Genomic DNA, 14,457 nt, shown 5'->3' with positions numbered 1-14,457 from the left:
GCACGCTGACCGGGTGCCCCCGCCGCTCGATCTCCTGGCCATCGCCTACGGCGACCTCGCCCGCCTGCTGGCCGACCTGACGCCGGAGGAGCAGTGGCGCCCCACCGGCTGTGCCGGGTGGACGCCGGTGGACCTCGGCTGGCACGTGCTGGCCGACGCCCGCCGCGGGCTGGTGGCGCTGTCCACGCCCGCGGCGGGCCCGGCGACCACCGACGCCGTCGGCTACTGGCGGGCGTGGCAGCCGGCCGCGGAGGACGACGGCCGGGACCTGTGGGCGACCCGCGTCTCGGCGAGCGTGACGGGTGGGTTGCCGGCCATCCGCGGGCCCTACGCCGAGACGACCGCCGCCGTCCTCGTCTCGGCCGGCCGCGTCGACGCCGGGGACCTCGTCACGACGCAGGGCCACGTCCTGACCGTCTCCGACCTGCTCTCCTCGCTCGTGGTGGAGGCCGCCGTCCACCACCTGGACCTGGTGGCCCACCTGGACCGGCCGGGACCGGCCGCCGGGCCGCTGGCCGAGGTCCGCCGGGTGCTCGAGGAACTGCTCGGCCGGGCCCTGCCGGAGGCCTGGGACGACGCCACCGCCGCCCGCCGCGGCACCGGTCGCGAACCGCTGTCCGCGGCCGACCGGGCGGTGCTGGGCGAGGCGGCCGACCGGCTCCCGCTGTTCGGATAGGACACTGGGGCGGTGAGCAGCGCCGTCGTCCCGCCGTCCACCACCGACGTGCTGGTCGTCGGCGCCGGACCGGCGGGCTCGGCGGCCGCCGCCTGGGCGGCGCGGGCCGGCCACGAGGTGGTGCTGGCCGATGCCGCCGTCTTCCCGCGGGACAAGGCCTGCGGCGACGGGCTGACCCCGCGGGCCATCGCCGAGCTGGACCGCCTCGGTCTGGGCGACTGGGCGCGGTCGCGGGCCCGCAACCGCGGGCTGCGCGCGGCCGGCTTCGGCCAGGAGTGGCAGCTGCCCTGGCCCGGCGGGGAGTTCCCCGACCACGGCAGCGCGGTGCCGCGCACGGAGCTGGACGCGCGGATCCGGGGGTGCGCGCTCGAGGCGGGCGCGACGCCGCTGGAGGGCGCCCGGGCCGTGGACGTCGAACGGGACGGCGACCGGGTGACCGGCGTGGTGCTCGAGACCGCCGCCGGGCCGGTGACCGTCGGCTGCGAGCGGCTGGTGGTGGCCGACGGCGTCCGCTCGCCGCTGGGCCGCGTGCTCGGCCGCGAGTGGCACCGGGACACCGCCTACGGGGTCGCCGCGCGGGGTTACCTGCCCTCCGGCCGCGCCGACGACGAGTGGATCTCCTCGCACCTGGAGCTGCGCGGCACGGCGGGGGAGCTCCTGTCCGGCTACGGCTGGGTCTTCCCGCTGGGCGCCGCCGCGGGCGAGGTGAACATCGGCGTCGGCACGCTGGCCACCGCGCGCCGGCCGGCCGGGGTGCAGCTGCGGCCGCTGCTCGACGCCTACGCCGCCTCCCGCCGCGAGGACTGGCAGCTGGAGGGCCCGGTGCGGGCGCCTGCCTCGGCGCTGCTGCCCATGGGCGGCGCCGTCTCCGGTGTGGCGGGTCGGAACTGGGCGCTGGTCGGGGACGCCGCCGGCTGCGTCAACCCGCTCAACGGCGAGGGCATCGACTACGGGCTGGAGACCGGCCGGACCGTCGTCGACCTGTTCGGCGAGCCGGACTGGACGCACGCGTGGCCGGCGACCCTGCGCCGGCACTACGGGGAGGCCTTCTCCATCGCCCGGCGCCTGGCCGGCCTGCTCACGGTGCCGCGCTTCCTGCCCGCCGCCGGGCCGGTGGGCATGCGCTCGCGGGCGCTGATGACGGTGGCGCTGCGCGTGATGGGCAACCTGGTCACCGACGCCGACCGCGACGTCGTCGCGCGGTTGTGGCGCGCCGCGGGCCGGGGCTCGGTCCGGTTCGACGACCGCCGTCCGTTCAGCTGACCGCTCAGACGAAGGGCGAGTTGAAGACGGCGAAGTAGACGGCGATGTAGTGGCAGATCGCCGCGACGATCGTCATCGCGTGGAAGACCTCGTGGTAGCCGAACACCCCCGGCCACGGGTTGGGCTTCTTGATCGCGTAGGCCACGCCGCCGACCGTGTACAGCACGCCGCCGGTGGCCAGCAGCACCAGGGAGGCCACCCCGGCGATGTGCAGGATGTCGGTCAGGAAGAAGACCGCGACCCAGCCCAGCCCGATGTAGAGCGGCACCCCGACCCAGCGGGGGGCGGTCGGCCAGGTCAGCTTCAGGGAGACGCCGGCGATCGCCCCGGCCCAGACGGCCACCAGCACCCAGTAGCCGAAGGGCTGGTCGACCGCGAGCAGCGCGAACGGCGTGTACGTGCCGGCGATGAACAGGAAGATCATCGAGTGGTCGAGCCGCTTCATCACCTTCCAGCCGCGGGGTGACCAGCGGCGGCGGTGGTAGAGCGCGCTGATGCCGAACAGCCCGCAGATGGTCGCGCAGTAGACCGCCACGGAGAACCCGGCGCGGGCGCCCTGCACCGCGGCCAGCGGGATGAGCACGGCGCCGGCGGCGATCGCGCCGAAGAAGGCGAACAGGTGCAGCCAGCCCCGCATCCGCGGGCGGGTGTCGGGGTGGTCCCAGTCGGAGTCGTCGCCGAAGTCGGCGGCGGTCCACACCCGCTCGACCCGTTCCCCCTCGTCCCGGACGGTGGCGAGGGCCTGGCCGAGCGGCGCTTCGAGTTCGGCTCCGTCCGACTCGACCCGGATCCCGGACCGCTCCTCGGGCGCACTGCTCATGCACCGAGGTTACGGAGGCGTAGGTGCCGCTGCACCCGAAGCCGGCTGTGAGCTCCCTGTCAGCCTCGTGGCCCCGTCCAGAGGCCCGCCGCGAGCGTGCGAGTGGTTCGGGGGACGGGGTCCGTTCACTAGGGTGGCCCGCGTGGGGGTGCGTCAGTTCGTGCGCGACCTGCTCACCCAGGTGTACGAGCGGCGCCTGGCACGGGGCCTGGTCGGCGCGGACACGCCGCGGCACGTCGGGGTGATCGTCGACGGCAACCGGCGCTGGGCGCGGTCCATCGGGTTGGAGGACCCCAACGCCGGCCACCGCCGCGGCGCCGACCGCATCGCCTCGCTGCTGGGCTGGTGCGACGAGGCGGGCGTCGAGGTGGTCACCCTGTTCCTGCTCTCCACCGACAACCTCAGCCGGCCGGAGCCGGAGCTGCTGCCGCTGCTGCGGATCATCGAGGGCGTCGCCGAGGACCTGTCGGCGCCCGACCGGCGCTGGCAGCTGCGGCCGGTGGGCGCCCTCGGGCTGCTGCCGGCCGAGACCGTCGCCGTCCTGAAGCAGGCCGAGGAGGCCACCCGCGACCGCCCCGGGGCCACGGTGAACCTGGCGGTCGGTTACGGGGGACGGCGGGAGATCGCCGACGCGGTCCGCTCGTTGCTGGCCGAGCACGCCACGCGGGGGACGACGCTGGAGGAGCTCGTGGAGATCCTCGACGTCGAGCACATCGCCGAGCACCTCTACACCCGCGGCCAGCCCGACCCCGACCTGGTGATCCGGACCAGCGGGGAGCAGCGGCTGTCGGGCTTCCTGCTGTGGCAGACGGCCCACTCCGAGTTCTACTTCACCGACGTCTACTGGCCGGAGTTCCGCCGCGTCGACTTCCTCCGCGCGCTGCGCGCCTACTCCGCCCGCCACCGCCGCTTCGGCGGTTGAGAGAGTGGGGCGCATGAGTGCAGCGGGGGTCGACGTCGCGCTGGAGTACGTCCGGCTCGGTCTGCGGTTCGACCGCCTGGAGAGCGGGTTCGTCGACGCCTACACCGGGGACCCCTCGGTGCGGGCGGCGGTCGAGAGCGAGCCGGCGCCCACGCCGCAGGGGCTGCGCGACCAGGCGCGGGCGCTGCTGCGCGAGCTCGACGTCGCCGGCCTCCCGGACGACCGGACGGCGTTCCTGCGCGGCCAGCTGACCGGGCTGGAGTGCAGCGCCCGGAAGGCGAGCGGGGAGCCGGTCGCCTTCCGCGACGAGGTGCGCAGCTACTTCCAGGTCGACGTCGAGCTGGGGGACCCCGCCGAGTACGCGGCCGCGCACGCCGCGCTCGAGGAGCTGCTGCCGGGGGAGGGGACGCTCGCCGAGCGGTACGCCCGGCACCGGCGCCGCGAGGAGTGCCCGCCGCAGCGCCTGGAGGTCGCCGTCCAGGCGCTGTCCAGCGCGCTGCGCGACCGGGTCCGCACCGGCTACGGGCTGCCGGAGGTGGAGACCGTCCGCTACGAGGTCGTCACCGACAAGCCGTGGTCGGGCTTCAACTACTACGAGGGGGCCTACCGGTCCCGGGTCGCGATCAACGCCGACCTGCCGCACCGGCTCAGCCAGCTGCCGCACCTGGTCGCGCACGAGTCCTACCCGGGGCACCACACCGAGCACTGCCGCAAGGAGCAGGGGCTGGTCGAGCGCTCCGGGCGGGTCGAGCACACGGTCTTCCTGGTCAACACCCCCGAGTGCCTGATGGCCGAGGGGCTGGCCGACCTCGGCGTCCAGGCGTCGGTGGGGGAGGGCTGGGGGCCGTGGGCGGCCGAGGTGCTCGGCGACCTGGGCCTGCGGTTCGACGGCGTCCTCGCCGAGCGGATCGCCGCCGCGGCCGCGCCGCTGAACCGGGTCCGGCAGGACGCCGCGATCATGCTGCACGACCGCGGAGCCGACCCCGACGAGGTGGTCGCGCACCTCCAGCGCTGGTCGCTGGTGAGCGACGACCGGGCCCGCCAGCAGCTGCGCTTCCTGACCCACCCGCTGTGGCGGGCCTACATCACCACCTACGTCGAGGGCTTCGAGCTGCTCTCCCGCTGGCTGGACGCCCGCCCGGTGGAGCAGCCCGTCGCCGACCGCTTCCTGCGCCTGCTCGACGAGCCGCTGACCCCGGCCGTCGTCGCCGGCGAGCTGCAGGCCGCCTGAGCGCCATGGGACGGCGCGACCCCCGCGAGGCCCGGCTGCTGGGCCTGTGGAGCGCCGGCTGCCTGTTCGTGCTGCTGCTGGCCGGGATCCTGTGGATCGGCGACCTGTCGCTGCAGTGGCCGGTGTTCGTCGTCCCCCTGGGGTGGGCCCTGGTGGCGCTGCGGCCGCGCCGGGGCGCCGTCCGCCGCGCCGACCGCCCCGCCCCGGCCTGGGACGAGCCGCCGGCCGACGGCTTCCCGGCGACCCGCGAGGCGCCCACCCTGCCGCGCGTCCCGCGCGACCCGCACCGCCGGGAGTGGTGAGCCGGGCGGGCGGTCGGTCGCTGGGACGGGTGGTGCCGGTGGTGCCCTCTTCGGGGGACACGTGGCCCGCTCGACATGTTCCTGTCACCTCCTCGGCCTAGCGTCGGCGGTGGACGACGGGGATCCCTCCGCCGTCCACGGGAGGCCCGGTTGGTGCTGACGAGTTCGTCGACCAGGGGGGCCGGTGCCCGGCCCCTGCGCCGGGGCCCGGCCGCCATCGAGCCGGGGCGCGTCGTGCGCCCCACGGGAGTCGACACGTGACCACTCGTCGCCGCACGTTCGTCCTCGACACCTCCGTCCTGCTCTCCGACCCGGGCGCGCTGCGCCGGTTCGGCGACTCGGACGTGGTCCTCCCGCTGGTCGTCATCGGGGAGCTCGAGGACAAGCGGCACCACCCCGAGCTGGGGTGGTTCGCCCGGCAGGCCCTGCGGATCCTCGACGACCTCCGCCTGGCGCACGGCCGGCTGGACGCTCCGGTGCCCATCGGTGACGAGGGCGGCACGCTGCACGTCGAGCTGAACCACAGCGACCCGTCGGTGCTGCCGGCCGGGTTCCGCAACGACAGCAACGACAGCCGGATCATGGTCGTGGCGCTGAACCTGCGGGCCGAGGGCCGCGACGTCTGCCTGATCACCAAGGACGTGCCGCTGCGGGTCAAGGCCGCGGCGGTCGGGCTGGACACCGACGAGTACCGGGTGGTCGAGGCCGTCGACGCAGGTTGGACCGGGATGGCGGAGCTCTCCCTGGACGACGCCGAGCTCGACGCGCTGTACGGGTCCGGGGAGGCGTTCGTGCCCGCGGCGGCGGAGCTGCCCTCGCACACGGGGCTGGTGCTGCTCTCCTCCCGCGGGTCGGCGCTGGGGCGGGTCACGCCGGACAAGCAGGTGCGGCTGGTCCGCGGCGACCGGGAGGCGTTCGGCCTGCACGGCCGGTCGGCCGAGCAGCGGGTGGCGCTGGACCTGCTGCTGGACCCGGAGATCGGCATCGTGTCCCTCGGCGGGCGCGCCGGCACCGGCAAGTCGGCGCTCGCGCTGTGCGCGGGGCTGGAGTCGGTGATGGAGCGGCGGGCGCACAAGAAGGTCGTGATCTTCCGGCCGCTGTACGCCGTGGGCGGGCAGGAGCTCGGGTACCTGCCCGGCAGCGAGGGCGAGAAGATGTCGCCCTGGGCGCAGGCGGTCTACGACACGCTCGGCGCGCTGGTGTCGCGCGAGGTCACCGAGGAGATCGCCTCCCGGGACCTGATCGAGGTCCTGCCGCTGACCCACATCCGCGGCCGGTCGCTGCACGACTCGTTCGTGATCGTCGACGAGGCGCAGTCGCTCGAGCGAGGCGTCCTGCTCACCGTGCTGTCGCGGCTGGGCTCGGGCTCGCGGGTGGTGCTCACCCACGACGTCGCCCAGCGGGACAACCTGCGGGTCGGCCGGCACGACGGCATCGCCGCGGTGATCGAGGCGCTCAAGGGGCACCCGCTGTTCGCGCACGTGACCCTCACCCGCTCGGAGCGCTCGCCGATCGCCGCCCTGGTCACCGAGATGCTGGAGGACCTCCCGCTCTGACCCCTGCCGCGCTCCTGCGGTGTTCCTCGTGGTCTCGCGGTCCTGCAGCACCGCAGGAGCGCGGGGAACACCGCAGAAGGCGGTGAGGTCAGCGGCGTCGGCGGCCGCGGGCGAAGGCGCGGAGCAGGCGGTCCCCGACCCTCTGCGGCCGGTCGAGATCCGCCCAGACCCACCGGGCGACCTCGCGCCCGGTGTCGCGGACGTCGTCCTCCCGGAGCTTCTCGGCGAACACCGCGTCGCCGGGGTCCTGTCCCGGCCGCAGCCGGCCGTACGTGATCCGCCCGTCGAGCTCGCCGACCGTCCGCTCGTCCTCCCAGCCGGAGTCGCAGGACCCGATCCGCGAGCCGTCGGCCCGCCGGACCTCCACCTGCAGGTCCGGCGCCGGCAGTCCGAGCTGGTGGATCAGGACGCGGCTGCGGCTCTCCCCGACACTGCCGCTGCGGGCGTCGGCGAATCCGAGGACCCGTGCTGCGCGCCGGGTCCCCGGCACCGGTCGCATCCTGTCGAGACACGTCCGCAGCGCGTCCCCGGTCGTGAGCTCCCGTGCGAGCGCGGCGTCGGCGGTCACGACCGCGGACTCGAAGGACGCCGTCCGCGTCAGGTCGACGACCGTGCGCGGCACGCCGGTGACCGCCACGTCGTCGACCGCCGTCACCTGCTCGTCCGGCAACAGCGCCAGGTGGAGGTGCACCCGCGCGCTGCCGCTGCCGGCGGAGCCCGGTCGCCGGATCACGTGCAGCCTCCCCACCGGCACCCGCCAGAGCGGGAGACCGTGCAGCAGCGCCGCCGAGGCGTGGCCGATCACGCCGGGTACCCGCAGACCTCCTGCGGTCGCGATCACGCGGAGCCGGTCGTCGGCGGGCGTGTCCGGCTCGACGTAGGCGCCTCGTTGGAGGCGGAGCAGCTCCCGACGGCGCACCGTGCGGGCCAGCTCGTCGTCGGAGAGGCCCTGCGCGAGGGCGGCCGGGCGCAGCAGGGGAGGCGGAGGGCGGTCGGTCACCCGGCGAGCGTCACGAGCGCCGCCCACTCCGGGTGGTCCGTGCCCGCATCTGTGGACAGCCGATCGCCCCCCTTGCGGTGTTCCACGTGCTCCTGCGGTGCTGCAGGACCGCAACAGCACAGGGAACACCGCAAGAGTCGGAGCGGGGGCGGGGCGCGGTCAGGGGGCCGGGGTGGGCTCCGTGTCCGCGGGGGTCGCCGGCTCCGCGCCGGGGACGGGCCTGCGCCCCTGCGGCCGCGGCCGGGCGACGGCGGTGAGCAGGGCCACCGCCGCCCAGGCCGCGGCGAGGCACCAGGGCAGTCGCGCGACCACGTCGTCGAGCGTGAGGTCGCCACGCAGACCCATGGCGAGCACCGGCAGGGCCAGCACGAACGCGAGCCCGAGGACCTCCCAGCGCAGCGGGCTCATGTCTCGTCGGTCTCCAGTCGCTCACACAGCAGCGACGCCCAGCGGTGCGCGGTGGCCCGCGCGCCGTCGAGCAGGGCGACCGGGACCGCGGCGCGGGAGAGCACCGCCGCGGGGTCGGCCGTCAGGTCGGTGTCCTGGACCATGAGCGCGTCCACGCGCGGGAGGGCGTCCAGCCACGGGCCGAGGTCCTCGGACTTGCGGGTGGCCTCGACCACCGCCCACACCGCCGACGGTGCCCAGATGGCCAGCATCTGCTCGAGCCACGTCCGGCCGCCGGCACGCAGCGGCGCGTCGACCGCGACGACCGTCATCTCGCCGGCCTGCAGCGACTCCTGCTTGCGCTCCATCGCCGTGTCGACCGACGCGATCCGGCTGCCGTGCGGCACCAGGTTGGCCAGGTCGCCGCGGCTGGCCCACTGCAGCCGGTCGGCGTCCAGGCGCAGGGAGGCCGCCAGCGAGCGGGCGGCCGCCAGCGTCTCGGCGCCGGGCCCGACCACCAGCAGCACCTCGCCCGGGCCGGTGGGCACCGCAGGCGCCGCCGGGAGCTTGGCGAGCACGCGGGTCAGCGCGGCGTAGGTGCCGTTGGCCGCGATGTCGGCCGCGAAGCCGCCGCCGAGCAGCGCCTCGGGCAGCCCCAGGGCCCGCAGCCGGTTCACGACGCCGACGGCCTCGATCATCCGCGGGTCGACCATGCCCCCGGCGGGCACCAGCCCGCCGGGACGCTCGCGCACCGAGGTGACGACGACGGGGCTGCCGCCGGACCGGACGCCCGCGCGGGGCACCGGCAGCGGCGTGACGGTGGCCAGTCCCTGCGGCTCCCGGGACGACGCCACGCGGGCGACCGCCTGGCCGGGCACCGGGGGCAGGCGCCGCGGCGGCGGCACCGGCGGCCGGCCGCCGAGCAGCGGCGGGACGGCCAGCTGTGAGCCCGGGCTGGGCGGCGGCAGCAGGGACAGCGGCGGCAGGATCGCGGTCGAGTCCAGCGCCATGGGCGCGGGGTCGCTCGCGGTGGGGGCGAGGACGTCGGCCACGACCTCCCACTCGTCGGACTCCGCGGCCCCCTCGACCCAGCTCTGCTCGGCCGCGGCGGCCGACCGGCTCACCGGGCGCTGCGAGGAGTTGGACAGCACGCCGCGGAGGATGTCGGTGAGGACGTCGTCGGAGGTGTCGTGCGCCAGCGCGGCGCGCAGCACCTCGGCGATGGCCTCCTCGCGGACGCTGGCCGGTCCGGCCAGCTCCGGCTCGGACAGCCACTCGGGCGCGCCGGCCTCCTCCATCGGGACGGCGAACTCGACGGTGATCGGCTCGGCCATCCGGGCGGCCTCCCGCTCGGCCGCGAAGCGCGCGGCCTCGCGCTCGGCGGTGAGCCGGGCGGCCTCGGCGGCCGCGGCCTGCTCGGCGAGGATGCGGGCGGCCTCACGCTCGGCCACGAGACGGGCCGCCTGGCGCTCGGCGGCGACGCGGGCGGCCTCCTGCTCGGCGGCGATCCGCGCGGCCTCCTGCTCGGCGGCGATGCGGGCGGCCTCCTCGGCGGCGGCTCGCTCGGCCGCGATGCGGGCGGCCTCCTGCTCGGCGGCGATCCGGGCAGCCTCGGCAGCAGCGGCCTGCTCGGCAGCGATGCGGGCGGCTTCCTGCTCGGCGGCGATCCGGGCAGCCTCGGCAGCAGCGGCCTGCTCGGCGGCGATGCGTGCGGCCTCCTGCTCGGCGGCGATGCGGGCGGCCTCCTGCTCGGCGGCGATGCGGGCGGCCTCGGCAGCGGCGGCCTGCTCGGCGGCGATGCGTGCGGCCTCCTGCTCGGCGGCGATGCGGGCGGCCTCCTGCTCGGCGGCGATGCGGGCGGCCTCGGCAGCGGCGGCCTGCTCGGCGGCGATGCGTGCGGCCTCCTGCTCGGCGGCGATGCGGGCGGCCTCCTGCTCGGCGGCGATGCGCGCGGCCTCCTGCTCGGCGGCGATCCGGGCGGCCTCCTCGGCGGCGGCCTTCTCTGCCGCCGCGCGCTCCTTCGCCAGGCGGGCGGCCTCCCGCTGCGCCGCGATGCGGGCGGCGTCCTCCTCGGCCGCCAGGCGAGCGGCCTCGGCGCGCTCGGCCGCGGCCCGCTCGGCGGCCGCCTTGTCCGCGGCGGCCCGCTCGACGGCAGCCAGAGCGGCCGCGAGGCCGGCACCGGCCGCGGGAGCCGGGGTGGCCGGCGCCCGGCGGGCGGCGGAACGGCCGGCGGCCGTCCGGCCGGCGGCCGGGGTGCGCGGCGCCGGCGACTGCGGCACGGCGGTGGCCACGGCCTCCTCGACGGCGGCCCGGACCTCGGAGTCGTCGCTCACCACCTGCGCCAGCGCCGAGGTGAACAGCGACGGAGCGGCCGGCTCCTCGGTGGTCCACGGCGTGGCCGGCGGGCGGGCGGTAGCCCCGGTGCGGTTGCGCTGCGCCGCCGTCGCCGGTCGCGCACCCGTCGCCGCACCGGCACCGGCACCGGCACCGCCACGCGCGGCCGCGGGACGCGAGGCGGACGCCGCCCGGGCGAAGCTCGCCCGGTCGTAGACGCCGACCTCGGGCGCCTCGCCGGCCCCGTGGCCGAGCAGTCCGGCCAGCTCGTCGACCGGGTCGCGCGAGGGCCGGGCCGCACCACGGCGGACCGGCTCGCGGTGGGCCGGCGTGTACGCGTCGTCGTCCGCACCGTCGGCGAAGCGGTCGTCGCGGCTCAGAGCGGCTTCGATGCGCCGGCGCGAGTCGGCCAGCGGCGCCGGCTCGCGGCGGCGCGGCTCGACCTCCTCCACCTCGGCGACGTAGCGCTCGGTGGCGAAGAAGCCCATGACCCCGCCGCTGCGCGTCTTGCGGACGGCGACCACGCGCGCGGACGAGCCGTACTTCTCCCGCGCGGCGGCGATGGCGCCCTCACGCGTGGCGGCCTCAACGGATGGCAACGGCACCGCTCACCACTCCCAGTGACTCGATGGTGGCCGTCCGGGAGACCTCCGAGTAGGAGATCACCGGCAGCCGGGGAAGGACCTGGCGCATCAGGCGGGACAGCGCCGCCCGGACCTGGGGGGAGCACACGAGCACCGGCGCGAAGCCGTGGCGCTCGGCCTCCTCCAGCAGCCCGGAGCACCCGGTGACGAGCGCGTCGACCGCGCCGGCGTCCAGCGCCAGCACCTGGCCGGCGTCGCTCTGCCGGACCGCCTCGAGCAGGCGCTGCTCGAACCCGGGGTCCAGCGTGAGGACGTGCAGCCGCTCGTCGGGGGTGACGTAGGGATGGCTGATCGCGGCGCCGAGGGCGGCGCGCACGGCCTCGACCAGCCCGTCGAGGTCGGTCGACGTCTTCGCCCGGACCGACAGCGCCTCGAAGATGCGCACCAGGTCGCGGATGGAGACGTTCTCGGCCAGCAGCGCGTGCAGCACCCGCTGGACCTCGCCGAGGGTGAGCAGCGCCGGGGTGAGCTCCTCGACGACGATCGGGTGGGTCCGCTTGACCATCTCGACCAGCAGCCGGACGTCCTCGCGGCCCAGGAGCTCCGCGGCGTTCTGCCGCACGACCTCGGCCAGGTGCGTCGTGATCACCGACGAGCGGTCGACGACGGTGGCGCCGGCCATCTCCGCCTGCCGCTGCAGCTCCTGCGGCACCCACTTGGCGGCCAGCCCGAAGACGGGCTCGCGCGTCGCGCGGCCGGGCAGGCCGTCGAGGCCGTCGCCGATCGCCAGGACGGTGCCGGCGGGGGAACTGCCCTTCGCGGCGGGGACGCCGTTGAGCCAGATGACGTACTGCGAGGCGGGCAGGTCGAGGTTGTCGCGGGTGCGCACCAGCGGGATGACCAGGCCGGTCTCCATGGCGACCTTCCGGCGCAGCGCCTTGACCCGGTCGAGCAGGTCGCCGCCGCGGCTGGAGTCGACCAGGTCGACCAGGTCGAAGGCGACCTCGAGCTCCAGCGGGTCCACCCGCATCTTCTCGGCGATGGCCTCGGGGGAGTCGGGCTTGGGCTCGTCGTCGCCGGCGGTGGTCACCTCGGCGTCCTCGTCCACGTCGACGGTCTCCTGCATGCGGGAGGCCAGGAAGAAGAAGAGCCCCGCGATGATCAGGAACGGCAGCACCGGGATGCCGGGGATGAGGCACAGGGCGAGGGCGCCGCCGCCGGCGATGCGCACCGGCTGCTTGAAGCGGCCCAGCTGCGCGAGCAGGTCGCTGCCCATGTCGCCGTCGCTCGCCGAGCGGGTGACGATGATGCCGGTCGCGGTCGACAGCAGCAGCGCGGGGATCTGCGAGACCAGGCCGTCGCCGACGCTCAGCAGCGAGTAGGTCTCGACGGCCTCGCCGGGGGCCATGCCGTTCTGCATGACGCCGATCGCGAAGCCACCGATGAGGTTGATCAGCGTGATGATGATGGCCGCGATCGCGTCGCCCTTGACGAACTTCGAGGCACCGTCCATCGAGCCGTAGAAGTCGGCCTCGGCGGTGACCTCGCTGCGCCGTCTGCGGGCCTGCGCCTCGTTGATGAGGCCGGCGTTGAGGTCGGCGTCGATCGCCATCTGCTTGCCGGGCATCGCGTCGAGGGTGAAGCGCGCGCCCACCTCGGCGACGCGGCCGGCACCGTTGGTGATGACGACGAACTGGATGATCGTCAGGATCACGAAGATCACGAGACCGACGATCAGCGAGCCGCTGATCACGAAGTGCCCGAAGGCCTCGATCACCTTGCCGGCGAACCCCTCGCTGAGCACCAGCCGGGTCGACGAGACGTTCAGCGCCAGGCGGAACAGCGTCGCGATGAGGATCAGCGCCGGGAAGACGGCGAAGTCCAGCGGCCGCTTGATCTGCATCGAGACCAGCAGGATCAGCAGCGACGCGGTGATGTTCAGGCCCAGCAGCACGTCGAGCACCGTCGACGGCAGCGGCACCACCAGCATGAGCACGATGGCCACGACGCCGATCGGGACCGCGGCCCTGCTCATGCCTCTCACACCGAACTCATCGGCAGTTCGGCTCAACCCCGGCACCGGCCGGCAGCGGGCCCGGCGCACGCGTCACAGCCGCCCCGCCGGTCACGGGCAGGCGGCATCGCGAGACCTGCACACTCGTCGCCATCAGCCGCTGATGCCGACGACCGTGCAGATCTCGTCGCGGAGGGGAGGGGTCAGGACGCCGCGGGCAGCCTCCTGCGGCCGGCCACGGGCAGCCCCTCGACGTCGGGCGCCTCGAAGCCGGGGCGGTGGAACCCGCCGCGCACGCCGCGGGCGCCGAGCTGCATCACGAAGGCGAGCACCCGGGCGACGGCGGTGAACAGCTGCGGCGGCACCTCCTGGCCGATGTCGCACGAGGCGTGCAGGGCACGGGCCAGCGGGATGTCCTGCACCATCGGCACCCTGGCCTCGGCCGCCTTCTCGCGCAGCTTGGCGGCGATCAGGTCGGCGCCCTTGGCCACGACCCGGGGCGCGCCCTTCGCGGGCTCGTACTTCAGCGCCACGGCCACGTGGGTCGGGTTCACCAGGAGGACGTCGGCCTCGGCGACCTCGGCCATCATCCGGTTGCGCGACATGGCCAGGGCCGCCGACCGCCGGTGCGCCTTCTGGTGCGGGTCGCCCTCGGACTGCTTGTGCTCCTGCTCGATCTCGTAGCGGCTCATCTTGAGCTGCTTCATCGTCTTGACGCGGACGATCACGTAGTCGGCGACGGCGATGACCAGGCCGGTGACGGCGACGACCCGCAGCATCAGCACCGCGCAGTCGGTGAACGTGCTGACGATCGCCGAGATCGGCAGCGCGCCGGCCGAGGCGACCAGTGACTGCGCCCGGTCGCTGAAGACCACGACCACGACGCCCAGCGCCGCGGTCTTGATCACCGCCTTCGTGGCCTCCCAGAGGCCCTGGGTGCCGAACATGCGCTTGACGCCGGGGAAGGGGTTGAGCTTCTTCAGCGTCGGCTTCATGCCCTTGGCCGAGACGGTGACCCCGCCCTGGGCCGCCGACGCCACGATGCCCACGACCATGAGGCCCAGGGCCGCGGGCATGAGCGTGGAGAGGAACGCCGACAGCGCCTGCCCGAGCAGGCCGGTGACCCGCTCGGGCTGCGGGTCGTCGGCCACCGCGCCGATCTGCACGAAGAGCTCGCCGACGGCGTCGTAGGCGTTGCCGACCAGCATCGGCATCAGGAAGCTCGCGACCGCCACCCCGGCCCAGGTGCCCAGCTCCTGGGTCCGGGGGATCTGCCCGTCCTTGCGCGCCTCCTTGAGGCGCTTGGGAGTCGGCTTCTCTGTCTTCTCCCCACCGGGACCGTCCTTGGCCATCAGCTCACCCCCTCAC

Annotated in this window: 12 protein-coding genes; 6 read left to right on the top strand and 6 right to left on the bottom strand. The window is 75.5% G+C overall.

Annotation, left to right across the window (positions count from 1 at the left end; translation table 11 throughout):
* Nucleotides 1-13: 13 nt before the first annotated feature.
* Nucleotides 14-676: a maleylpyruvate isomerase N-terminal domain-containing protein gene (locus ACI8AX_RS17170; protein WP_456551053.1), complete on the top strand. Its 663-nt coding sequence runs from the start codon at nucleotides 14-16 to the stop codon at nucleotides 674-676.
* 12 nt (nucleotides 677-688) lie between these two features.
* The gene (locus ACI8AX_RS17165) at nucleotides 689-1,939 is read left to right on the top strand and encodes a geranylgeranyl reductase family protein (protein WP_456551052.1); all 1,251 of its coding nucleotides are present in this window, start codon (nucleotides 689-691) and stop codon (nucleotides 1,937-1,939) included.
* A 4-nt stretch (nucleotides 1,940-1,943) separates the two neighbouring features.
* Here ACI8AX_RS17165 and trhA read toward each other — a convergent pair whose 3' ends face one another.
* On the bottom strand, nucleotides 1,944-2,759 hold the full coding sequence (gene trhA / locus ACI8AX_RS17160) for a PAQR family membrane homeostasis protein TrhA (RefSeq protein ID WP_456551051.1): 816 nt from the start codon (nucleotides 2,757-2,759) through the stop codon (nucleotides 1,944-1,946).
* 142 nt (nucleotides 2,760-2,901) lie between these two features.
* Here trhA and ACI8AX_RS17155 point away from each other — a divergent pair, with 142 nt between their 5' ends.
* The 4 genes from ACI8AX_RS17155 (at nucleotide 2,902) to ACI8AX_RS17140 (ending at nucleotide 6,770) form a co-directional block, all read left to right on the top strand.
* Nucleotides 2,902-3,681, top strand: coding sequence for an isoprenyl transferase (locus ACI8AX_RS17155; RefSeq protein WP_456551050.1), 780 nt, complete (start codon nucleotides 2,902-2,904; stop codon nucleotides 3,679-3,681).
* 13 nt (nucleotides 3,682-3,694) lie between these two features.
* The gene (locus ACI8AX_RS17150; RefSeq protein ID WP_456551049.1) at nucleotides 3,695-4,912 is read left to right on the top strand and encodes a DUF885 domain-containing protein; all 1,218 of its coding nucleotides are present in this window, start codon (nucleotides 3,695-3,697) and stop codon (nucleotides 4,910-4,912) included.
* Between the two features lie 5 nt (nucleotides 4,913-4,917).
* A complete protein-coding gene (locus ACI8AX_RS17145) occupies nucleotides 4,918-5,214 on the top strand; it encodes a hypothetical protein (protein WP_456551048.1) in 297 nt (98 codons plus the stop codon).
* 257 nt (nucleotides 5,215-5,471) lie between these two features.
* Nucleotides 5,472-6,770: a PhoH family protein gene (locus ACI8AX_RS17140; RefSeq protein WP_456551047.1), complete on the top strand. Its 1,299-nt coding sequence runs from the start codon at nucleotides 5,472-5,474 to the stop codon at nucleotides 6,768-6,770.
* Nucleotides 6,771-6,858: 88 nt separating this feature from the next.
* Here the strand turns inward: ACI8AX_RS17140 and ACI8AX_RS17135 are convergent, their stop codons facing one another.
* The 5 genes from ACI8AX_RS17135 to ACI8AX_RS17115 all read right to left on the bottom strand — a co-directional run bounded on the left by ACI8AX_RS17135 (nucleotide 6,859) and on the right by ACI8AX_RS17115 (nucleotide 14,441).
* The gene (locus ACI8AX_RS17135) at nucleotides 6,859-7,770 is read right to left on the bottom strand and encodes a hypothetical protein (protein ID WP_456551046.1); all 912 of its coding nucleotides are present in this window, start codon (nucleotides 7,768-7,770) and stop codon (nucleotides 6,859-6,861) included.
* Nucleotides 7,771-7,929: 159 nt separating this feature from the next.
* The gene (locus ACI8AX_RS17130) at nucleotides 7,930-8,178 is read right to left on the bottom strand and encodes a hypothetical protein (protein ID WP_456551045.1); all 249 of its coding nucleotides are present in this window, start codon (nucleotides 8,176-8,178) and stop codon (nucleotides 7,930-7,932) included.
* A complete protein-coding gene (locus ACI8AX_RS17125; protein WP_456551044.1) occupies nucleotides 8,175-11,090 on the bottom strand; it encodes a hypothetical protein in 2,916 nt (971 codons plus the stop codon). Before ACI8AX_RS17125 ends, ACI8AX_RS17130 begins: the two co-directional genes overlap by 4 nt.
* On the bottom strand, nucleotides 11,077-13,110 hold the full coding sequence (gene flhA, locus ACI8AX_RS17120; protein WP_456551043.1) for a flagellar biosynthesis protein FlhA: 2,034 nt from the start codon (nucleotides 13,108-13,110) through the stop codon (nucleotides 11,077-11,079). The genes ACI8AX_RS17125 and flhA overlap by 14 nt, the downstream gene beginning before the upstream one ends.
* A gap of 182 nt (nucleotides 13,111-13,292) precedes the next feature.
* Nucleotides 13,293-14,441, bottom strand: a complete 1,149-nt coding sequence (locus ACI8AX_RS17115) for an EscU/YscU/HrcU family type III secretion system export apparatus switch protein (RefSeq protein ID WP_456551042.1) — start codon at nucleotides 14,439-14,441, stop codon at nucleotides 13,293-13,295.
* Nucleotides 14,442-14,457 lie beyond the last annotated feature (16 nt).

The organism is Blastococcus sp. SYSU D00813, from assembly GCF_054050735.1.
This window is presented reverse-complemented; position numbering and strand designations above follow the sequence as displayed.

Bases quoted from the DNA above. Each gene is read 5' to 3' on its own strand.
- trhA (WP_456551051.1), bottom strand. From the start codon at position 2,759: ATGAGCAGTGCGCCCGAGGAGCGGTCCGGGATCCGGGTCGAGTCGGAC.
- ACI8AX_RS17150 (WP_456551049.1), top strand. From the start codon at position 3,695: ATGAGTGCAGCGGGGGTCGACGTCGCGCTGGAGTACGTCCGGCTCGGT.
- ACI8AX_RS17115 (WP_456551042.1), bottom strand. From the start codon at position 14,441: ATGGCCAAGGACGGTCCCGGTGGGGAGAAGACAGAGAAGCCGACTCCC.
- ACI8AX_RS17130 (WP_456551045.1), bottom strand. From the start codon at position 8,178: ATGAGCCCGCTGCGCTGGGAGGTCCTCGGGCTCGCGTTCGTGCTGGCC.
- flhA (WP_456551043.1), bottom strand. From the start codon at position 13,110: ATGAGCAGGGCCGCGGTCCCGATCGGCGTCGTGGCCATCGTGCTCATG.
- ACI8AX_RS17145 (WP_456551048.1), top strand. From the start codon at position 4,918: ATGGGACGGCGCGACCCCCGCGAGGCCCGGCTGCTGGGCCTGTGGAGC.